Here is a 22530-nt window from a genome sequence, read left to right as displayed (position 1 = left end):
TTTTTCCGAACATTTATTTTTTCAGGAAAACAAACAATAATTTTAACATATAAATTTCAATAAATACTATGCAAGTTGATGTGCTTTTGGGTTTGCAGTGGGGTGATGAAGGAAAAGGAAAAATCGTAGATGTATTTTGTCCGAAATACGATTTGATCGCTCGCTTTCAAGGCGGTCCAAACGCTGGACATACTTTAGAATTCGACAACAAGAAATTCGTCCTTAACACCATTCCATCTGGAATCTTCAACGAAGATACTCTAAACCTAATCGGTAATGGCGTTGTAATCGACCCTATTATCCTTAAAAGAGAACTAGACAACCTTAAAGCTGCTGGCTTCGATCCAGTAGGAAAAGGCAAGTTGGTATTAGCTCGTAAAGCACACCTTATTTTACCTACTCACCAATTATTAGATGCTGCTTCTGAAAGCACGATGGGTGCAGGTAAAATTGGCTCTACTTTAAAAGGTATTGGTCCAACTTACATGGACAAAACTGGCCGTAACGGACTTCGCGTCGGAGATACTACCCTTTCTGACTTTAAGGAGCGCTACGAAAAGTTAAAGCAAAAGCACCTTTCCATGCTAGCTCATTACGGTGAAATCCCTGATTTCGCTGAAAAAGAACAAGCATTCTTAGATGCTATCGAATTCTTAAAAACTATCCCTCATGTTGATTCTGAGCACTTAGTTAATGAGTATCTAAAGGACGGCAAACGAGTATTAGCTGAAGGCGCTCAAGGTACCTTATTGGATGTTGACTTCGGATCTTATCCTTTCGTAACGTCTTCTAACACAACAACTGCTGGTGCTTGTACGGGACTTGGTATTGCTCCAAATAAAATTGGCGAAGTATTCGGTATCTTCAAAGCGTACGCAACGCGCGTAGGTGGAGGTCCTTTCCCAACGGAATTGGAAAACGAAACTGGTGAGAAATTACGTCAGTTAGGACATGAGTTCGGTGCTACAACTGGCCGTGCTCGTCGTACTGGATGGATCGATCTACCGGCATTGAAATATGCCATCATGATCAACGGCGTTACTGAATTGATCATGATGAAAGCAGATGTATTGGATACATTCGAGAAGATCTACGTTTGTACACATTATAACTACCAAGGCGAACAGATCGACTATATGCCTTATGAGATTATTACCAACAAACCAGAGCCTGTATTGAAGGAAATGGAAGGTTGGAATCAAGATCTTACAGGAATCCGTTCGAAAGACGAAATCCCTGCAGCATTACAAAACTACATTAACTACTTAGAGCAAGAACTGAACGTTCCTATCAAGTATCTATCTGTAGGTCCTGATCGTACGCAAACTATCGTATTATAAGACAGATATGGCCGAAGCCATTTTTGAAGTGCATAGTGAATTGTTTTTGTCTAAGGCCCTACAGTGGTCTAAAGGCTTTGAACATGTGTGCTTATTTCAATCCAATGGTTTTAGCAACCAATACTCGCAAGTTGACTGTTTGATGGCTATCGATGCTGCGGAGGTTTTCACTTCTAAAGCCGGACAATCAACCTTCGAACGCTTAGAACAATTTAAATCCCGGTTTCCTGATCAATGGATTCCGGGATTTCTTAGTTATGATCTCAAGAATGAGCTTGAGGATCTACAAACGCAGTTCCCTAATCGTACGGGATTTCCTGACGCTTATTTCTTTGTCCCAAAGATCATCTTACAATTCAAATCCAACAGCCTACATATTCAGGCAGAAGATCCTTCTGCTGTATATCAAGCTATTTTGAATTCAGAGAATCTCAATCGAGCGTTTCAGTATTCAGGCGACATTAAGTCTCGCATGACTCGTGAGGATTATTTCCATGCCTTCGATCAAATCAAAGGTCATATTCAGCGCGGAGATATCTACGAAGCAAATCTTTGTCAGGAGTTTTTTGACGATGATGCGAAGATCGAAAATCCAGAGGCATTGTTCAACAAGCTTAACGAGATCTCCCCTACACCATTTGCCTGCTTTTTTAAAGTCAAGCAATCCTATATTCTCAGTGCTTCTCCCGAACGTTTTCTGGCGAAACGTGGAAACACCTTGATTTCCCAACCGATCAAAGGAACGTCCGCACGCGGAAAGGACGAAATTGAGGATGAAATGCTAAAGAATAAACTCGCGAACAATCCGAAGGAAATTGCTGAAAACGTCATGATCGTTGATCTTGTCAGAAATGATCTTACCCGAAGTGCGGTGCCGGGCACAGTAAAAGTCACAGAGAAACTAGGGCTCTACACGTTTAAGCATGTGCATCAATTGATATCCACTATTTCTTGCGAAAAGAATCCCACTATGACGGACTGCGAAGTCATAGAGAACACCTTCCCTGCTGGTTCTATGACCGGAGCGCCCAAGATATCGGCCATGCAGTTATGCGATCGATACGAAACCTCAAGACGTGGCGTCTATTCCGGTGCCATTGGCTATTTCTCGCCGGATGGAAACTTCGACCTTAACGTCGTTATCAGAACTTTGATCTATAATGCTGAGACACATTATCTTTCCTTTCATACCGGAGGTGCCATTACGATGGATGCCGAAGCAGAATCAGAATACGCGGAGTGCCTTATTAAAGGAGCGGCAATTCGTAGCGCTTTAAATAGCTTTTAATCTGAAAGCCTCACGCTCAAAACCAATACCCCCACAATCAGCTGATAATCACGCCAATATTATCACCCCATTGCTATCTCCATCAAAAATCGTTCAGTAATCATCCTATTAACCGGCAATTTTCCATATCGTATTTTTTAAGCAATCAACCGATTGCATTGCAATCAATACTGAGAAATCCACTTTTCACTATTTATTTTTACAATAAATAACCGAAATCATTAACATTTTTGTATTTTTGAATACAATTATGATATCGCGATTTTTGCTATTAGAATCACGATCACTATGTTTATTTGTATTAAAAATTAATGGGACGTCATATCTTAAAAAGAGAACAAGCAATTACGTTTGTTAAAGAAACGTTTGCGACAAAACTCAAGCAAGCCTTAAACTTAATTCCAGTATCATCACCAATCGTTGTATTGGATGGAACGGGTATTAACGATGATTTAAACGGAATTGAACGACCTGTTTCATTCCCAATCAAATCTTTACAAGACCAACGCGCGGTAGTAGTACACTCCTTGGCAAAGTGGAAAAGAATCCGCTTGAAGGAGCTGGAACTAGAACCAGAAGAAGGTATTTTAACCGATATGCGTGCTTTACGTCCTGACGAGGACTATTCACCTATCCACTCTATCTATGTAGATCAATGGGATTGGGAAAAATGTATACTCTCAGGAAATAGAAACTTAGCCTATCTGAAAGAAACGGTAGAGAAAATCTATCAGGTCATTTTCGACACAGAACAAGCGGTAAATGTGCAATATCCACATATTGAGCCCATTCTACCAGAAACTATCCATTTTATTTCCGCAGAGGAACTACTTCAAAAATACCCAAATAGTACAGGCAAAGAACGTGAGAACGCTATTGCGAAAGAGTACGGAGCGGTATTCATCTATGGAATCGGAGGTTCACTGACGAATGGAGAACCACATGACGGCCGCGCCGCTGATTATGACGATTGGAGCACCGGCAATGAACAAGGCTATCATGGCTTAAATGGTGATATTCTGGTTTGGAACCCTATCTTAAACACAGCATTTGAACTATCCTCTATGGGGATCCGTGTAGACAAGAAAGCCTTATTAACGCAGCTGGAAATCCGCAACAGCCTTGACCGTCAGAAATTGACTTTCCACCAGATGTTATTGAACGATTTGCTTCCGGAATCTATTGGCGGTGGAATCGGACAATCTCGAATCTGTATGTTTATGCTAAAACTGGAGCATATCGGACAGGTACAAGTGAGCATTTGGGATCAATTAAAAAAGACAGAACTTTTAGATAAAGGCGTAGAGCTTTTATAAAATATTCAACGAGAAAGCAGAAAATAATACTAATAATCTTAGTAAATAAGAATATTAGTATTATTTTTGTTTAAATGAAGAAGCCACGCTACGCTATTGTCGATATTGAAACTACGGGAGGATACGCCTCTGCGAGTAAAATAACAGAGATTGCCATTTACATCTTCGATGGCAAGAAAGTAGTAGACGAGTACACGAGCCTGGTCAATCCACAACAACCTATCCCCTTCCACATTCAGGCATTAACAGGTATCTCTGATGAGATGGTCGAAAATGCTCCGGTATTTGAAGATATCGCAGAAGATATTTACCACCTATTAGGTAGTTGCATATTCGTAGCACATAACGTTCATTTCGATTACTCATTTGTTCAAAGCGAATTGAAAGCCGCCGGTTATGAGTGGAAAGCACAGCGACTATGTACTGTTCGATTATCACGCAAAATATTTAAAGGCCTACCAAGTTATAGCCTGGGGAAACTATGTCAAAGCTTAGGAATAACCATTGAAGATAGACACCGTGCCGCAGGCGATGCGAAGGCAACCGTTACTTTATTTAAAAAACTATACGAATCTGATAGCGAACATTTTATTAAACTCGTAGAACAGACCAACGCTAAAGAACAGCGCTTACCAACCAATATTCCTGTAGAGGTATTTAACCGATTGCCTAACAGCACGGGCATCTACCTTTTCAAAAACAACAAGGGTAAAATAATCTATGTAGGCAAGGCCGGAAATATTAAAAAGCGTGTCATCAGCCATTTTACCGGAAACAATTCCGGCCAGCGAAGACAGCATTTTATAAACGAGATCAGCGATATCGATTTTCAAGAGTCAGGCACCGAATTGATGGCCTTCCTGATGGAATGCGATATGATTAAAAAGATATGGCCAATCTATAACCGCGCGCTCAAAAAATACGACCCCAAATATGGATTGATTAGCTATGAAGATCAAAATGGATACTTACGGCTCTCCGTTTGCCAAATCAGAAAGCACATTACACCATTATTCGCTTTCAACACGGTACATGAATCCACGCAATTCCTGCTTCAATTAATCAACTCCTACTCGCTAGAATTTAGATTGTGTTCATTCTTTAATAGCGAAAAATCAAATACGGAACGCGCTGAGGGGCTCTTAAAAAAAGAGCTTCCAGATATCACTGAATACAACGATAGGGTCTTAGAAGCGATAGAAAGCATTCAGAATAGCAAGCGAAGCTTTGTGATCATTGATCGTGGAAGGCATGCCGAGGAGAAGAGCTATATCTATTATAAAGAAAACAAAGTATTTGCGTTAGGATTCGTGGACAACGACTTAGAATTCAATGCTATCGACGATGTTGTAGAAAATGAGAGCCTGGTACACAGCAATTTCTACATGAACAACCTCGCTATGAATTTTGCCAGATTGAACCCATCCCGCGTGCAATACCTGGTTGGCGAACCTTTAGAACAAGCTTAACTGTACATATTCTGGTGTCTCGGGATGCTCGCCTTGAAAATTTGATACCGTAACCCCTAAAAGCCTTACCCGTTTATCCTGCATATCCACCTTATCGAGCAATTCGTATGCGTATTCTTGTATCTCATCCAATCTCGAAAGATAAACCAGTCCTGTTTTGCTCCGCGTAATCTGGGAAAAATCCGCATACTTGATCTTCAGGGTAACGGTTTTACCAAACTTCTCCCCCCGCTCCAGCCTCGCAAAAACGCGTTCTGCTAATCGAGCGATTTCCACCTTCATCAATTCCGGATCGGTTAGATCCGATTCAAAGGTATCCTCAGAACCGACGGATTTCGAAATTCGGTTGGGACGGACTGGACGCTCATCCAAGCCACGCACCATTTGGTAAAAAAACTTCCCAGACTTCCCAAAGTGCTGCTGTATCTCAATCTCACTAAATCTCTTCAAATCAGCACCTATATGCACACCCATTTGATTCATCTTCTTGGCCGTCACCTTGCCTACTCCGAAAAATTTATGGATAGGCAAAGCCTCCAAAAACTTAGTTACTTTGGAGGGACCAATGAAAGTCAATCCATCTGGTTTCTGAAAATCTGACGCAATCTTAGCCACAAATTTATTCACCGACACACCTGCCGACGCCGTAAGCTGAAGCTCCTCGTGGATTGCCTGCTTAATCTGTCTTGCAATTTCGATCGCCGATCCTATATTCAACTTATCTTCGGTGACATCCAAATAAGCCTCATCCAATGAGAGTGGCTCGATTAAATCGGTATAGCGATGAAAGATGGATCGGATATGATTCGAAACCTCCTTATACACGTCAAATCTAGGGCGAGTAAAAAGTAAATCGGGACAAAGTTGCAGAGCCATGCGCGAGGACATCGCAGACTTCACCCCAAATTTGCGCGCTTCATAACTTGCCGTCGCCACCACTCCCCGTCCGCTAGGCGAGCCACCAACGGCCAATGCCTTTCCGCGAAACTCAGGGAAGTCACGCTGCTCGACAGAAGCATAAAATGCATCCATATCAATATGAATTATTTTGCGCATACACAAAGGTAATAAAACCCAGAACTTAGCATCCAAGGGTACTGAACAGCAAGGACTATAAAGGACAAAAAATTACAATATTACTACGTATTTTTGCCCCATAATGGGTACCCCCTTCAACTAACCTCATTATTTTATCCTATCTTTGCGCAAACCTTATAAGTAATTGTAAAAATGAGTAAAGTAAAAGTTGGTTTAGTTCAAATGTCCTGTGTAAAGGATAAACAAGAGAATTTGAATAAAGCGATTGAGAAAGTTCGCGAAGCAGCAGCAAAAGGTGCCCAAATCGTTTGTTTGCAAGAACTTTTTACCTCCTTATATTTTTGTGATGTAGAGGATTACGATAATTTTGACCTTGCTGAAGCTATCCCGGGGCCATCTACGGATGCCTTATCGGCTGTAGCAAAAGAGCTTGGCGTCGTTATCATTGCTTCGTTATTTGAAAAGCGTGCGCAAGGACTATATCATAATACAACTGCTATTTTGGATGCAGATGGCTCTTACTTAGGTAAGTACCGTAAGATGCATATCCCGGATGATCCAGCATTCTATGAGAAATTCTACTTCACTCCTGGTGATTTAGGATATAAAGTATTCAACACGAAGTTCGGAAAAATTGGCGTGTTGATCTGTTGGGATCAGTGGTATCCTGAAGCATCTCGTATCACGGCGCTAATGGGTGCCGAGATTATGTTCTACCCTACGGCTATCGGTTGGGCAACAGATCAAGACGAAGAAACAAACAAAGATCAATATAATGCTTGGCAGACTATTCAACGCTCGCATGCGGTTGCCAATGGCGTTCCTGTTGTTTCAGTAAACCGTGTTGGTTTTGAGCAAGATGGAGCAATGAAATTCTGGGGCGGCAGCTTCGTCGCAAACGCACAAGGAAAACTATTATATCTTGCATCCCACGATCAAGAAGAAGTGGAAGTGGTTGAAATAGACTTGAATCAATCCGATTACTTCCGCAAGCACTGGCCTTTCCTTCGCGACAGAAGAATTGAGACATATGCACCTATCACTAAGCGATTTATAGACGAGGACTAAAGAATAAAATCAAGAAATACAGACTATGCTCATCCAAGAGCATAGTTTTTTTACGTCATGTTAATATGAACTCAGAAAACACATCCCCACTATATAAAAAGGAAGACACACCTAAGGCGCAAGGTTTTTCTTTTCCAGCCGAATGGGCACTTCAAGAAGCGCTTTGGTTAAGCTGGCCACATAAAGAGGAATCATGGCCGGGTAAGCTAGAAACCATCTACGCGCCCTATTCCCAATTCATCAAACTGGTAGCAGCAGATCAAAAAGTGCGTATTAACGTGGCTGATGAAGCAATGAAGGCCTTCGCCCTGTCGCATATCGTAGCTGCGGGTGCAAACTTAGACAATGTTAGCTTTCATTTTAATCCGACCAACGACGCTTGGTGTCGTGATCATGGTCCGGCGTTCCTTCTCAACAAAGAAACCGGCGAGAAAGCCGTGGTCGATTGGGGTTACAATGCTTGGGGCGGAAAATACCCTCCCTATGATTTAGACGATGTCGTTCCAACAAGAATAGCCCAAGAATTTGGATTAAAACTATTTACGCCTCCTATCGTTATGGAAGGTGGATCAGTAGAATTCAATGGTGCCGGAACCATCCTAACGACTACAGCCTGCCTATTGAACGAAAACCGAAATCCACACCTCAATAAAGAACAAATTGAAGGTTACCTGATGGATTATTATGGTCAGGATCAGGTATTATGGTTAGGCGATGGAATTATTGGCGACGATACAGACGGACATATTGACGACATCACACGTTTTGTGAACGAGGATACAGTCATAACTGTTGTAGAAGAAGATCCCAACGACGAGAACTACCCTATTCTTCAAGAGAACTTGGAGAAATTAAAGGAAATGCGCCTGCTAGACGGTCGCCCTTTAAATATCGTAGAGCTGCCGATGCCACGCCCGGTTGTTTATGAGGATCAGCAATTGCCGGCTTCTTATGCAAATTTCTACATCGCAAACAAAGTAGTCGTAGTGCCTGTTTTTAATGATAAGAACGACCAAAAAGCACTTGATATTATACAATCAGTATTCCCTGACCGCAAGGTTATAGGCATCGACTCTGTCGATATTATTTGGGGGCTTGGAAGTTTCCACTGCTTAAGTCAGCAAGAACCACACATATAACTATATACTTAAAAATGAACAGGATTACTAAATTTACCTTAACCTTTATTCTAGCTCTTATCGCGATCACTGAGGTTTATGGTCAGGGGCATCCGCAAGAGCGCGATGACCGTGCGACGATCTTAAACTTCAAAGGAATCCAATACAAATCCAAAGATTCTCTATTCTACACCAACTTCCGCTTTCGTATGCAGAACCGCTTGGGATTTAGCAATGTAATCGATGGAGAAGATAATGGTAAATTCGACGCTCGTATTCGTCGTTTAAGAATGCGTATGGACGGTTATATCTATACGCCGAAGATTTCCTATACCGTCCAGTTGGCATTTACACGTAGTGACCAGGACTTCGACGATACCGGTATCCCTAATATTGTCCGTGACGCGGTGATGTTCTATAACTTCTCAGACGATTTTTATATTTCATTCGGACAGAATAAGCTTCCAGGTAACCGCCAGCGTGTGAATTCATCAGGTTCCTTACAGTTCGCAGACCGATCCTTAGTGAACAGCAACTTCACCTTAGACCGTGACTTTGGGGTTTCGTTAAACTTGAGTAAGAAGATTGGCGATATGCCTTTCAATGCGAAAGCTGCCATTTCAACCGGTGAAGGTCGTCCTGCAAGTGCCACCGATAAAGGATTAGCTTATACGGGTAGAATCGAATTCTTACCCTTGGGTAAATTTACAAACGACAACGACTACTCCGAAGGAGATTTAGAGCGCGAAGAAACACCAAAAATATCGATCGGTGGTGGTTATAGCTATAACGACAAAACAATCCGCGAAGGTGGTCAATTAGGTCGCTATGTTCAAAATCCGTTTACCTTAAAAACATCCTTTGCAGACGCAATCTTTAAGTATATGGGATTTGCTTACGCTGCGGAATACATGCGCAGAGATGTAGACAATCCGCTCAACCTGACGGATGAAGAAGATCCTGAACAAACTTACGCCTATAAAGGTTGGGGTGTAAACCAACAAGCGTCATACCTATTGAACAAAGGTTATGAAATTGCCGGTCGCTATACCTATGTAATGCCACACGGCGATATCGCTCTTTACGAAGACCAAACAGAGATTATCGAACTTGGTCTTACAAAATACATGAAAGCACACCGCTTGAAATTCCAGCTGAATGCCAACTACACGTTTAAAGATGGTTACTTAAACAATGGCAATAACAAAGCCGCTTGGGGCGGAATGTTCCAGGTTGAACTTGGAATATAGATATTAGATTTTAGATATTAGACATTAGACATTAGATTAGGCGCCGATTAGGCGCCTTTTTTTGAAATTTTTTGAACCAATGATTTTTTGTCTTTGAACCAGGAAAGGAAGGATACAAGGATTGGCAGGATCTTGCTAATCTTTTCATCCTTCCTTTCCTGGTTCAGAAACAGCCACTTTTTTCCTTTCAACGTGATCCTGCCAATCCTTAAATCCTTTCTTTCCTGGTTCAAAACAAAACCCTTATTCCTTTCAACCCGATCCTGATAATCCTTGCATCCTTCCTTTCCTGGTTCAGACAAACTCTCCTTCCTTTCTTTGTATTCAGAAGAAGTAGCCTCCCCATCCTATTATCCCTCAGAAGACACCATACTCTAATGTCTAAAATCTAATGTCTAAGATCTTACATCTACTAACTACTAAATACTCCCCAATCTAACCCCAATCTAACCCAATTCCAATTGGGTTAGATTGGGGTTAGATTGGGGTATGAAAGGGCTTTACAAGGGTTCTATACAAAGCGAGATCCGTAAAAAAGTTGAAGAAATATTTATGCAAAAAGGGCGGAATTGCATCATCCTATAAAGATTCCGTATATTTAAAGGGTTAATATAAAACATGAGATATTACATTATAGCAGGAGAAACTTCGGGAGATCTTCATGGTGCGAATTTGATTAAGGCATTGAAAAAGGAAGATCCGGAGGCAAGTTTTAATATCGTTGGTGGCGATCAGATGGCGGCAGCGGCTGGCGAGCAGGTACTGATACATACTTCAGAGATGGCCTTTATGGGCTTTATTGAGGTATTAAAGAATTTGAGCAGCATTGCTAAGAACCTTAAGAAGGTAAAAGAAGATATTGTTAAACAGCAACCAGACACGCTAATTTTAATCGATTTTCCGGGTTTTAATCTTAAGGTTGCTGCTTTTGCTAAGAAGTTGGGCATTAGGGTTTGCTATTATATATCTCCGAAAATATGGGCATGGAATCAAAAAAGGGTGTACAAGATCAAAAAGTTGGTAGACCACATGTTTTGTATCCTACCGTTCGAGGTCAAGTTCTACAAGCAGTTTCATTATAATGTTGACTACGTTGGGAATCCATTGTTGGATGCCATTGCGGCCTATAAGTTCAACCCGAATTTTAAGGCGGATAATGGATTGGGGCATAAGCCCATCATTGCTTTATTGCCCGGAAGTCGCAAGATGGAAATCGAGAATCTCCTTCCCATCATGGTCGATCTGAACCGCATGTTTCCGGCTCATCAGTTGGTTATTGCGGGAGCTCCGAATTTCGACTTAGCCTATTACAAAAATTATATCGGCGATGAGGACATTCCTGTCGTTTTCGATCAAACTTATGATCTATTGAAGAATGCTGAAGCTGCCGTTGTTGCTTCAGGCACGGCGACCTTGGAAACTGCGTTATTGCGCGTCCCGCAAGTCGTTGTCTACAAAGCCAACCCGATTACGGTAATGATTGCTCGTCGGTTGATCAAAGTGCGTTTTATTTCGCTCGTTAATTTAATAAACGATTATCTGTCTGTCCGCGAGCTTATCCAGAACGATTGCGATACGATGAGCATTTCAGAGGAACTGAAAGAGCTAACGCTGAATCCTGAACACAGAGCAAGTGTATTAGAGAACTACGACATCTTGATTGAAAAGATGGGGACGCCGGGAGCTTCCGAGAAAACAGCTGCCTTGATCGTAAAATATATAAAAGGTTTGGAATAAACTTTCTAACTTTAATATAGTCTAAAAGACAGGAGGTTAACATATGAAATATTTAATATTAAGCTTAAGTATGTTGTTTCTCGGCTTGAATAGCAAGGCACAGACGACAGAACATATAACGAAATTAGAAGTTGGAAAAAAGAAGACTAAAAATTTCGTGAGCCGTGATTCGTCGATGATCGTTCGTATCGACACATTGATTATGAAGGACAAAGCCAAGTTGGAATTCTTTGGTAAGAAGGATGTAAAACTAGAGATTGGTCATGCCATTATCGGTAAAAACGCGGTTATTTCAGGTTCAGACGGTAAGAACAACGCGACGAACTTTGATATCAAGGTGAATCTACAAGAGTTAGGCTCGCTTTATGTGATTGCGCGCGGATGGGATGCAATGAACGGTACCAAAACCTTTCCTAACGGAAATGGTGGAAAAGTAAACTTCGCCTATGCGAGTACCGGAATCAAACCACAGACTACCGATAAAAAAGGAAAGAACTATTTATTGATCGATGTACAGCAAGGTGGACTTCGCGTAAACCCTACATCAGACTTGCAACGTGTTTATTCACAAATTTCCATGTCTGGTCCGGGACTGCGGGGAGTACCGCAAGGTCAAGTATATTCAGGGTCGCCTGGTACAGAAGGTAAAGCAGAAATTACAGCCTATGATTAATCATAGGCTTTTTTTATGCCTAATAATTCGCTAAATTTAAGACATGAAAATATTGGCTTTCGCTGGTAGCAGCAGCAAGAACTCCATCAACAAGAAGTTTATCACTTCGGTTTCCAAATATTATAAAGAAACAGACGATATCATTGAAATATTAGATTTGAACGATTTTGAAATGCCGCTATTCTCCGTCGATCGAGAACAGGAGATTGGCAGCCCTGATGCTGCGCAAGCATTCGCAGCAAAGATCGATTGGGCAGATCTGATATTAATTTCCTTGGCAGAACATAACGGAAACTACGCCACCGCATACAAGAATATCTACGATTGGACCTCAAGAATCAAAGGTCGTAAACTATTTAATGGAAAAGCTGTTTTTCTATTAGCGACCAGCAATGGCAAAGGCGGTGGTCAATGCATTTTGGATATCGCATTGTCCCGCATGCCGAAAGATGGCGCTGATATTCTGGAAAGCTTTTCACTGCCGGAATACAGCAAGAATTTTAAAGAAGGCGTTGGCATCATTACGCCCTTATTGCGTAGTCAATTGGAGGCTAAGGTGCGTAAGACCAAACGAATGATGGCGACGAAGTTAACAGAGAACAATAATTAAAAATTAAATATCATGGCAAAGAAAGTATTATTATTAGTTGGAGATTATGTTGAAGATTATGAAGCGATGGTTCCCTTCCAAGCGATGGGTGCTGTAGGTATCGAAGTAGATGCTATTGCTCCAGATCGTAAAAAAGGTGATGTCGTACCTACGGCAGTTCACGATTTTACCGGCGATCAAACGTATAAAGAATTGCGCGGGCACAACTTTGCAATTAATAAAGATTTTGATTCGGTAAATCCGGATGACTATGATGGACTTTACATAGCAGGAGGTCGATCAGCGGAGTACATTCGTTTAAATAAACGTGTTATCGAAATTACGAAGCATTTCTTTGAGAAAGATAAGCCCGTTGCAGCGATCTGTCATGGTATACAGGTATTAACGACTGCGCAGGTATTGAAGGGACGTACATTGACAGCTTATGTGGCTGTTGGTCCGGATATAGAGTTGGCAGGCGGTACCTGGAAAAACATTCCTGCAGACCAAGCTGTTGTTGACGGAAAATTAGTAACCTCGCCTGCTTGGCCAGGTCACCAAGCGATTTTGAAAGAGTTTTATAAATTGTTAGGCATCCAAGTTAGTTTATAATCGAGGTAGGGATAGATGGCGCAACAGAAAAGTAAAAAGGTTTGGTTTTTTGCCATTCCGCTCATTTGTTTATTAGGGTATTTTATCTGGGATGCTTATTCGCAGCCTTCGATTAAAGATTTGCCCGGAGATTTTGAAGAGGTCGCCTTTGTGCGGAATGAGCAGAATAAGGGTGGCATTATTCGGATTTATGCAGTAACGGTCGGTGATCCGATGAATGCACAATATGATCAATGTGCGGATCAATTTCCTACCAATGACTATGGTTCGGTTACTAAAGTCTTCTTTTTCGATAAACATAAACCTTTTCCTACAACTTTAAATATTGAAGAGCCGCACTACGACGACAAAAAGTTTGAGGCAATAAATATTCAAAAGAGATATGGGTCGCAAAAGTGATTTAACAATTTGATTTTAGATAGTTAATAAAAATTTAACACAGCACCGATAATTTCGGGGCTAATATGAGAGAACTAGAAATGGCAAAAAAGTTTATCCCAAGGGATATTAGTTGGTTAAGTTTTAACGCTCGTGTATTGCAAGAAGCTGCAGACACTGAGGTTCCATTGGAACAACGCATCAAGTTTCTAGGTATCTTCTCGAATAATCTAGACGAGTTTTTTCGTGTCCGTGTCGCTGCATTAAAGCGCGCTGCGGAGATTAATACCAAAGTAGTGTTGGGATCTTTTTATGAAGATCCCAACATTATTTTAGAGCAGATAACGCATATCGTCATCAAGCAGCAGAAAAAGTTTGATAAGATTTGGTTAGATGTTCAGAAAGAAATGGCAAAACAACGTGTCTTTATTAAGACTGCGGAGGATTTGTCGGAGGAGCAATTGGCATTTGTGAAAGACTATTTCGACCGAGAGGTGGAAAGCAGTATTATTCCGCTGCTCTTGGATGAGGTACGCCCTATGCCCTACCTGCGCGACAAAAGTCTTTATTTGGGTGTTGCCATGTATAAGAAAGACTGGCAATATCAGACGAAGTTTGCCATCATTGAATTACCATCGAGCCAGCATGGTCGATTTGTGATTCTGCCGGCTCCTAAGAATCAGAAGCATATTATCTTGATTGAAGATGTGGTAAAAGTTAATCTGCCTTATATTTTCTCTTATTTCGGCTTTGATGAATTTGTAGCTAATACCTTCAAGATTACCAAAGATGCTGAGTTTGATTTAGACAATGACGTGAACACAACCTTTGTAGAAAAGATTACAAAAGGCGTAAAAAATAGACGTAAAGGCAAGCCAACACGCTTTGTATTTGATAAGGACATGGACCAGATGCTTTTGGAGTTTTTGATTCGAAAACTGGATCTATCAAAACGAGACAGCATCATCCCTGGACAGAAAATCCACAATTTCAAGCATTTTATGGACTTCCCGGATGTGTTCAGATCCTATAAGAAGCCCTTTGAGCGAACTTCGTTTGAACATCCTGACCTCTGCGATGTCGAGCGTGTGACGGATGTCATCTTGAAAAAAGACGTGCTCCTCTCCTTTCCATATCATCAGTTTAGGCCGATGATTGATCTGTTGCGGGAAGCTGCAATGGATCCGGACGTAAAAACGATCAAGATTACCATCTATAGAATGGCTACGAACTCCAAGATCGCGAATGCTTTAGTGAATGCAGCGCGGAATGGAAAAGAAGTGACGGTGATGTTGGAATTGCGTGCGCGATTTGATGAAGAGCATAATTTGGATTGGAAAGAACGTTTCGAAATGGAGGGCGTGAAGGTGCTTGTCGGTATTCCGAACAGGAAAGTACATGCCAAACTATGTATTATCAAAAAGCGGGTAGATAACAAAACGATTCAGTATGGTTTTGTGAGCACCGGAAACATTAATGAGAAGACGGCTCGAATTTACGGAGACCACTGTTTGATGACCAGCAACAAAAGCGTAATGGCCGATATCAATAAGATATTCAATGCCTTACAAAAGCCGAAGTTGCCTTTAGAAAACACGATTAAAAACTGTAAAAGCTTACTGACCTGCCCTTTGGATATGCGTCAGCAAATTCTGCAGTTTATAGATAAAGAGATCATCGAGGCGAAGGCTGGTCGAAAAGCCCACGTCATCATTAAGATCAACTCCCTGAGCGATAAAGAATGTATCAAAAAGTTGTATGAGGCTGCAATTGCCGGCGTAAAGGTGGAGCTCATTGTTCGTGGCGTCTACTGTGCCATCAATCAGAAGAAATTTAAAGAGCCATTATATGGTATCAGCATTGTAGATGAATATTTAGAACACGCCCGTGTGTTCTATTTCTACGCTGCTGGCAAAGAGTTGACCTATATCTCTTCGGCCGATTTGATGACGCGGAATCTAGACTATCGTATTGAAGCAGCAGTGAAAATCAATAATAAGAAGTTGAAAACTGAGCTTAAGGATTTGTTACAGATTCAGCTTAAAGATAATGTAAAAGCTAGGATTTTCGACAACCTGCAGACGAATGAATATGTGAGCAACAAAAAGCCTGCATTTCGCTCGCAGCTCGAGATTTTCAGCTATCTATATGCAAAGACCAAAAAAGAAACGACTGAGTCCGTATAAAATATGACAATATAGCGCTGTATTTTTACTAATATTTTTAGTATTTTAGAAAAATATTAGGAGGAAATATGGCTACTGAATTTATTCAAGGTCGTGGTGCACAGGAGAATGTATCGAACATTTTCTTTAAACAGTGCTATAGTAAAGATATTATTGAGGGGATCGATGAATGGGAAGAGGAAAAGCCGCAAACTCACTTTACGATCGTACATCCCAAGAGTTTCGTAAATAAGGTGACAAGCCCCGATGTTGGCATGGAATATTCAGCCAATCCCTATCAGGGTTGCGAGCATGGATGCATCTATTGCTATGCGCGCAATTCTCATCAGTACTGGGGATACAGCGCCGGTTTGGATTTCGAAACTAAAATCATGGTGAAAGCGAATAGCGTCAAGTTATTCCGTGAATTTATCAGCCGTAAATCTTGGACAGGTATGCCTATATCGCTTTCCGGCAATACAGACTGCTACCAACCCTTAGAGCGGAAATTCCAATTAACTCGTGGAATTTTAAAGACTGCAAGCCAATATGGCCAGCCGGTAAGCATTATTACAAAGAACAGCTTGATCCTGCGCGATGCTGATATCATCAGCGAGCTTGCCAATCGGAATCTATGCGTGGTCTACATTTCCATCAATTCATTAACAGAAGATACGCGATTGAAGCTCGAACCTAGGACGGTAACTGCTAAACAGCGCTTACATGTGATCGAGTCGCTTTCCAAGCTTGGAGTGCCCGTAGGCATCATGTGTGCTCCTGTGATCCCTGGATTAACAGATCATGAGATCCCTAAAGTTCTGCAAGCAGCGGCCAATGCTGGGGCGAAATGGGCCGGTTATACGACCGTGCGATTAAATGGTGAAATCGGACAGATATTCGAGAATTGGCTACATAAGGCTTACCCCGATCGCGCAAATAAGATTTGGCACAGCATCCAAAGTTGCCATAATGGAAAGGTCAATGATAGCGAGTTCGGAAATCGGATGAAAGGAACGGGTCAACTGGCGCAAATGATAAAAGATAGTTTCCGTATGCACTGCAAACGCAATAATTTGAACGTAGAGCATTTTGAGTTCGACTGTTCACAACTCGTTAAAAAGACTGACCAGCAGCTTAAATTATTCTAAATTGAAAGCGTTAAGAAGTGTTAAAAAGAAAATGTAACAGCTATGTTGCAGTCATAATGGCATCGTGTTTGGTTCACTAAGTACAATAACTATTAGAAAAACATAAATATTGTACTATGAAAAACACATTGAAATTATTAAGTCTTTTGTTCGTTGTCCTGTTTACAGTTTCTGCTTGTTCGAAAGACGATGATCCCGTAGATAATGAATTATTTACTGGAAATTATACTGGCGATGTCGGATATACTAATCTTTCGGATGACAGCAAAAGTGTCGAGTATGGCCCTGGTTCTGTTCGCGTGTACAAAGTTGGGGATAAGTATGCTTTCGACTTCAAAACAGATGCAGGAAACATCCCTTCATTGACAGGAATCGTGATGCAAAAAGGAGAAAACAATACAATCTTCTTTAATTCTGAAGCAATCGGAACGATTACCATCTCAGAAAGCACCTTAGAAATCGCTTATACGAATCTCGATACGAAAGAATCGTTTAGAGCAAGTTGTGATAGATAATATTTAGATATTAGAGTATAGATATTAGATCTTAGACATATGGCGCCGATTAGGCGCCATATTTTTTGTATTAGTGTTTTGAACCAGGAAAAGAAGGATTCAAGAATGGGCAGGATGTTTCGCCATAGGTCTTAATACTAAGTACTAACTACTAAATACTATTTCTGAACCAGGAAAAGAAGGATTCAAGAATGAGCAGGATGCTTCTCCATAGGTCTTAATACTAAGTACTAACTACTAAATACTATTTCTGAACCAGGAAAAAAAGGATGTAAGGATTAGCAGGATCCTGTCCATCCTTGAATCCTTCCTTTCTTGGTTCAAAACAATCTACCTCTTCCTCTCTAAACCAAAGGTGCAAAGACATCCTTCCTTACTCCCATTCCAAAAAAAAACTGCACTGCTGCAGTTTCTAATATCTAACGTCTAATATCTTAAATCTAATGTCTAACATCTAAAATCATTACCACCTTGAACAGCATACTATTACTATTGATGAATAGATTGTGCTTATCGGGGTAATGAAATTTTAAGCGGTCTTGAAGGAAGTTAATATAGTCGTTATCGGACTGATCTTTTAGGTAGTGATTGACATGATTGCTAACTTCCAGCTTTAATTGATTAGTTGTACTGCTTAAGCGAATTTTAATTGGATGCTCAGGCATCGTAATATAACCGTTTGTCAGCGCATTTTGAACCAGTGGGAGGAAAAGTAACGCATTAACCTGTAAAGACGGATCTGCGATATTAAAATCAACTTTAACATGCTGCTCTTCTGGATGAAGCATACTCCATAAAGAGATATAATATTCCAAGAGCGCTATTTCTTCCGATATTCTATGCATGCTGTCTCTAGAGAGATTTTCTGTCTGTTTAAACCAATTAGTAAAGCGCTCTTTCGTTTCCAATGTTTTCTCTTTCTTTTCAAACAAATCCAAGAGTTCAGTATCGAGTTCGCTGATAGAAAACGACTGCGCTGCACCAATAGGCAACCACAAATCCTTTGATTCTTGCGACTGCTTATTATTGCTTTTTTTCCAAAACATCTTTTTTCTTTGAAGGTTCTACGCCACTTACACCGCCGGAAACGGCTAATTTCATCGCATCCGTGGCTGTCATATTTAACTTATGTACTTTATCAGCGCTAATAATAGCAACCTGTCCTGCAACAGAATAGGAGTATGGAAAGTAAACAATAACTTCACCTGCCAATCCTATGCTGCTCAGATCTTTTTGCGTTAAGAAGCCAACTTTCTTCAAGCCGAAGTTGTTCACTTCGACCAGTACAGGTTCGTTGAATTTCTTAGCATCACCAACAAAGGCTTCCGTAAAGTCTTTGATCGAGGAATATAGTGTATTGAATAATGGTATTTTGTTGATCGTCCGCGTCATCCAATTTCGGATCGGCGCCGTTACTAGTGTAGTAAAGATAAGGCCTACCAGTGCCAACAGAAGAATGACAGAAAGAATCCCTATCCCTGGAATATAGAGGGGATGTCCGGTTTCATCTTCTAGGAAGTGCTCAGTAATGTTCAACGCCCCATCTAGGGTAGCGACTAACCACACAATCACAAAGATTGCTCCCGCAACAGGCGCAACGACCAAGGTTCCCTTGATTAAATAATAAAAGAATTGTTGAAAGAATTTACGCAACATGTTTATTCAAAATAATAGACTCTTTTTACCCTGCTTGATATATTGACCAATAGTTCATACGGAATGGTGCCAATATCCTTGGACGCCTGCATGATATCCGGAAATACCTCCACGGTATCCCCTTCCTTGACTTCAATATCCGTCACATCCAGCATACACATATCCATACAGATAGTACCTACCGTTGGGACCAATTGATTATTGATTTTCATTTTTCCAATTCCGTTCCCAAATTTACGATTATATCCGTCAGCATACCCAATTTTAACAGTAGCAATTGTACTGTCACGTGTTAACACGCCTTTTCGATCATAACCAACAGTCTCGGTCTTCGGTAAATCTTTTATCTGCGTTACTGTTGTTCGAAGGGTGCTCACCTTCTCTAAAACGCCATTTCCGTTGTCCATATCGACACCATAGAGCCCTATTCCTAAGCGCACCATATCAAAATGCGCTTGCGGCCAGCGTACGATTGCCGATGTATTCGCAACATGTTTGATGAAGGAATAACCGACTCCGGCTTCTAATTTGGCAACACAATTTGTATATGTATCGATTTGATGTTGGGTGAAATCATCTTGATCAGCATCTCCCGAAGCAACCAAGTGGGTGAAGCAGGATTGTACCTTAACTTCCTTATGTTGGTTCAGGCACTCGATAAGTTCATCAACTTCATTTGGCAAGAATCCCAATCGATGCATGCCTGTATCTAACTTTACATGAATCTTATATCCTTCACGCTTATTGGCTTTTAAGAAGTCTAAAAATTGATTTAAGAAACGCATGGAGTAAACCTCGGGCTCTAGCTCGTATTGGAGAAGCGTCTGAAAAGTATCGCTATCCGGACTCAGCACCATGATAGGCAATGAGATGCCTCCCATTCTTAACTCGACACCTTCATCAGCAAAAGCTACTGTTAGATAATCGACTTTGCTGAACTGTAACAGATTAGCAACTTCGAAGCTGCCACTTCCATAGGAGAAAGCTTTGACCATAGCCATCAGCTTCACTTGATTGGGGATCATCGCCCGATAATGCATAAGATTATGCGATAGCGCATTCAGGTTAATTTCAAGAACGGTTCCATGGGATCTCAAAGTCAATCGCTGTACAATCTGTTCAAAACGGAACGCACGCCCTCCCTTGATTAATACAGTTTCATCTTTGATGTTTAAAGTCTCTAACTGATTGAGCAAATCCTCCGTACTTGCAAAGCGCAGTATCGTTGTTGTTGATAGCTTGTCCAACCATTGGTAATCAGGACCAACCCATATCATTCGGCTAAGAGATGTTCGAGAAAGTATGCCTAGAAGCTTCTCCTGCAACTTCTCACTGCTAGACAAGCCTTCCATGTCGGACAGAATAAGCGTTTTTCTAGGGTGCTGATTTTGCTGCGCAAGGAAATCTAATGATATCTGAAGAGATGCTAAATCATTAGAATACGAATCATCGATTAGGGAACTGTTAGCAATTCCCTTTTTCAACTGCAAACGCATTTCTAAAGGTCTTAGCTGCTGCAACCGTTCAATGATCTGTGGTTCGGTATAACCAAAGTACGTCATTGCCGTGAAGCAGGTAAGAATATTCTCAATCGAAGCTCTATCCCTGAAAGGGACTTCAAAAGTGTGGATATTATCTTTAGACTTAATTGTTAATTCAGTTCCTTTTCCTGATGGTTGTTGACTTAACAATTGTATTAAATCGCTCTCCTCTTCTCCCCACTGCAATAATTTAATATTTGAAGAAACTTGATCGGCATTAACATATTTGGAGCCAGCAATAAGAACATTGGATTGTTGAAACAGTTTCAACTTCTCTGACAGTTTAGCTTGCTTCGAAATAAAATGTTGCGAATGGGCTAACCCAATATTGGTAAAAATTCCTACTTCAGGCTGTATAAGCGATTGTAAGCGCTCCATCTCTCCCGGTTCTGAAATCCCTGCTTCTATCAATGCTATATCATATTGCGCAGTTAGATTCCAAAGCGACAACGCGACACCAAGCTGCGAGTTATAGCTTTTCGGACTCTGATATACTTTCTTATCGATGGACAATAATTGGAACAGCCATTCCTTCACGACCGACTTACCATTACTTCCTGCAATTCCTACCACCGTCCCATCAAAGGTTAGCCTATGATACACGGCAAGGCGTTGTAATGCATCTAATACATCTGCAACAATCAGCACATTAACATCAGAAAGTGTCTCGAGGAAAGGCACGTTTTTGGAAACAACAAAACTACGAACTCCCCGCAGATAAGCATCATTTACGAAATCATGACCATCACGGGCGGCAGTAAGCGCAAAAAACAAGCTATGTTCAGGTTGATTAACCTTTCTACTGTCGTATACTAGTTCTGTAATTTGTTGATTATAATCCGCTATTCTATAACTCTTTAACTCTAAAACCTCGCGTATTAAATCGATAGTATACATCTTAAATCAAATATTGAACGAATTTCATCATTTTTTTTATAAGTTCATCATTTTTTGAACATTTGTGTTATGGAAGATCAATCGGGAAAAACTAAGGTTCTTACCCCCTTGCAAGCAAAGAGGAAAGCTGAAAGCTATTGTGCGTATCAAGAGCGAGCACAACAAGAAGTCCGCGACAAGCTATATAGCTGGGGGTTACATAGCAATGATGTTGAGCAAATAATTTCAGACCTAATCTCCGATAATTTCCTGAACGAAGAGCGGTTTGCAAAAGCGTTTGTATTAGGAAAATTCCGAATGAAAGGCTGGGGAAAGATAAAAATTGTTCAGCATCTAAAAGCTAAACGAATCTCAAAGCCTCTGATCCAAATTGCGCTCAGGGAAATAGATTTAGACGACTATGAAGAGAAATTATCTGAGTTAATTTCAAAAAAGATTAAGGTAGATCCCTCATCCCTGACTTTAAAAGAGAAAGCAAAGCTGATCAGGTATCTACAATCAAAAGGATATGAAAACGATTTGATATTTTCTAAAATTAAGCAATAGCTGCGTCGGTTCAGAATTTAGAGAATACTATTTTAGTTAAATATCTATGATTGAATGCTAGGCTTAAATAAAAAAATATGTCTTGAGCGCCAACAAGTTGATATCTCTCTGTCGACTTTTTTAAAAAATAATTTTAGGAATTGATTTTTCTCTCTATATTTGCACCACGTCAAGCGAAAGTAGCTC

20 protein-coding genes are annotated in these 22530 nt (G+C 40.8%); 16 read left to right on the top strand and 4 right to left on the bottom strand.

Going from position 1 to position 22530, the window contains the following annotated elements:
• Positions 1-68 precede the first annotated feature (68 nt).
• The 4 genes from B2400_RS14190 (at position 69) to B2400_RS14175 (ending at position 5413) form a co-directional block, all read left to right on the top strand.
• Positions 69-1340 carry an adenylosuccinate synthase gene (locus B2400_RS14190; RefSeq protein WP_149525815.1) on the top strand — a complete coding sequence of 424 codons (1272 nt, stop codon included), beginning with the start codon at positions 69-71 and terminating at the stop codon, positions 1338-1340.
• Between the two features lie 7 nt (positions 1341-1347).
• Positions 1348-2628 (top strand): anthranilate synthase component I family protein, encoded by a 1281-nt coding sequence (locus tag B2400_RS14185; protein ID WP_293934402.1) that lies wholly within the window; start codon positions 1348-1350, stop codon positions 2626-2628.
• 311 nt (positions 2629-2939) lie between these two features.
• On the top strand, positions 2940-3944 hold the full coding sequence (gene asnA / locus B2400_RS14180; protein ID WP_286650428.1) for an aspartate--ammonia ligase: 1005 nt from the start codon (positions 2940-2942) through the stop codon (positions 3942-3944).
• A 74-nt stretch (positions 3945-4018) separates the two neighbouring features.
• Positions 4019-5413, top strand: a complete 1395-nt coding sequence (locus tag B2400_RS14175; protein WP_286650429.1) for an exonuclease domain-containing protein — start codon at positions 4019-4021, stop codon at positions 5411-5413.
• Here B2400_RS14175 and dinB read toward each other — a convergent pair.
• Complete coding sequence (gene dinB, locus B2400_RS14170) at positions 5399-6469, bottom strand: DNA polymerase IV (protein ID WP_149525811.1); 1071 nt, start codon at positions 6467-6469, stop codon at positions 5399-5401. The two genes, B2400_RS14175 and dinB, sit on opposite strands and share 15 nt — an antisense overlap.
• A 174-nt stretch (positions 6470-6643) precedes the next feature.
• On the opposite strand from dinB, the gene B2400_RS14165 reads away from it, so the two are divergent.
• The 11 genes from B2400_RS14165 (at position 6644) to B2400_RS14115 (ending at position 17704) form a co-directional block, all read left to right on the top strand.
• The gene (locus B2400_RS14165; protein WP_149525810.1) at positions 6644-7519 is read left to right on the top strand and encodes a carbon-nitrogen hydrolase; all 876 of its coding nucleotides are present in this window, start codon (positions 6644-6646) and stop codon (positions 7517-7519) included.
• A 65-nt stretch (positions 7520-7584) separates the two neighbouring features.
• Positions 7585-8658 (top strand): agmatine deiminase family protein, encoded by a 1074-nt coding sequence (locus tag B2400_RS14160; protein WP_286650431.1) that lies wholly within the window; start codon positions 7585-7587, stop codon positions 8656-8658.
• 14 nt (positions 8659-8672) lie between these two features.
• Positions 8673-9887 carry a porin gene (locus B2400_RS14155; RefSeq protein ID WP_286650432.1) on the top strand — a complete coding sequence of 405 codons (1215 nt, stop codon included), beginning with the start codon at positions 8673-8675 and terminating at the stop codon, positions 9885-9887.
• Positions 9888-10505: 618 nt separating this feature from the next.
• Entirely contained in the window at positions 10506-11624 is a 1119-nt protein-coding gene (gene lpxB / locus B2400_RS14150) for a lipid-A-disaccharide synthase (RefSeq protein WP_286650433.1), read from the top strand.
• A gap of 43 nt (positions 11625-11667) precedes the next feature.
• Positions 11668-12297, top strand: a complete 630-nt coding sequence (locus tag B2400_RS14145; RefSeq protein ID WP_293934397.1) for a hypothetical protein — start codon at positions 11668-11670, stop codon at positions 12295-12297.
• 43 nt (positions 12298-12340) lie between these two features.
• Positions 12341-12907: an NAD(P)H-dependent oxidoreductase gene (locus tag B2400_RS14140; protein WP_149525805.1), complete on the top strand. Its 567-nt coding sequence runs from the start codon at positions 12341-12343 to the stop codon at positions 12905-12907.
• A 12-nt stretch (positions 12908-12919) separates the two neighbouring features.
• On the top strand, positions 12920-13498 hold the full coding sequence (locus B2400_RS14135; RefSeq protein ID WP_286650435.1) for a DJ-1/PfpI family protein: 579 nt from the start codon (positions 12920-12922) through the stop codon (positions 13496-13498).
• 15 nt (positions 13499-13513) lie between these two features.
• Positions 13514-13897, top strand: a complete 384-nt coding sequence (locus B2400_RS14130) for a hypothetical protein (RefSeq protein WP_149525803.1) — start codon at positions 13514-13516, stop codon at positions 13895-13897.
• 65 nt (positions 13898-13962) lie between these two features.
• A complete protein-coding gene (gene ppk1, locus B2400_RS14125; protein WP_286650436.1) occupies positions 13963-16062 on the top strand; it encodes a polyphosphate kinase 1 in 2100 nt (699 codons plus the stop codon).
• A gap of 68 nt (positions 16063-16130) precedes the next feature.
• Entirely contained in the window at positions 16131-17189 is a 1059-nt protein-coding gene (locus tag B2400_RS14120; RefSeq protein ID WP_149525802.1) for a PA0069 family radical SAM protein, read from the top strand.
• A 116-nt stretch (positions 17190-17305) separates the two neighbouring features.
• Complete coding sequence (locus B2400_RS14115) at positions 17306-17704, top strand: hypothetical protein (RefSeq protein ID WP_286650437.1); 399 nt, start codon at positions 17306-17308, stop codon at positions 17702-17704.
• A 440-nt stretch (positions 17705-18144) separates the two neighbouring features.
• Here B2400_RS14115 and B2400_RS14110 read toward each other — a convergent pair whose 3' ends face one another.
• The 3 genes from B2400_RS14110 to B2400_RS14100 are packed head-to-tail and all read right to left on the bottom strand — an operon-like array spanning position 18145 to position 21798.
• Positions 18145-18750, bottom strand: a complete 606-nt coding sequence (locus tag B2400_RS14110; protein WP_293934393.1) for a hypothetical protein — start codon at positions 18748-18750, stop codon at positions 18145-18147.
• Positions 18728-19360: a DUF502 domain-containing protein gene (locus B2400_RS14105; RefSeq protein WP_149525799.1), complete on the bottom strand. Its 633-nt coding sequence runs from the start codon at positions 19358-19360 to the stop codon at positions 18728-18730. Before B2400_RS14105 ends, B2400_RS14110 begins: the two co-directional genes overlap by 23 nt.
• Positions 19361-19362: 2 nt before the next feature.
• On the bottom strand, positions 19363-21798 hold the full coding sequence (locus tag B2400_RS14100) for a bifunctional UDP-N-acetylmuramoyl-tripeptide:D-alanyl-D-alanine ligase/alanine racemase (protein ID WP_293934391.1): 2436 nt from the start codon (positions 21796-21798) through the stop codon (positions 19363-19365).
• Positions 21799-21867: 69 nt separating this feature from the next.
• Here B2400_RS14100 and B2400_RS14095 point away from each other — a divergent pair, with 69 nt between their 5' ends.
• A complete protein-coding gene (locus B2400_RS14095; RefSeq protein WP_149525797.1) occupies positions 21868-22344 on the top strand; it encodes a regulatory protein RecX in 477 nt (158 codons plus the stop codon).
• Positions 22345-22530: the final 186 nt, after the last annotated feature.

It is taken from the genome of Sphingobacterium sp. UBA6645 (assembly GCF_002455685.1).
Taxonomy (GTDB): Bacteria; Bacteroidota; Bacteroidia; order Sphingobacteriales; family Sphingobacteriaceae; genus Sphingobacterium; species Sphingobacterium hotanense.
This window is presented reverse-complemented; position numbering and strand designations above follow the sequence as displayed.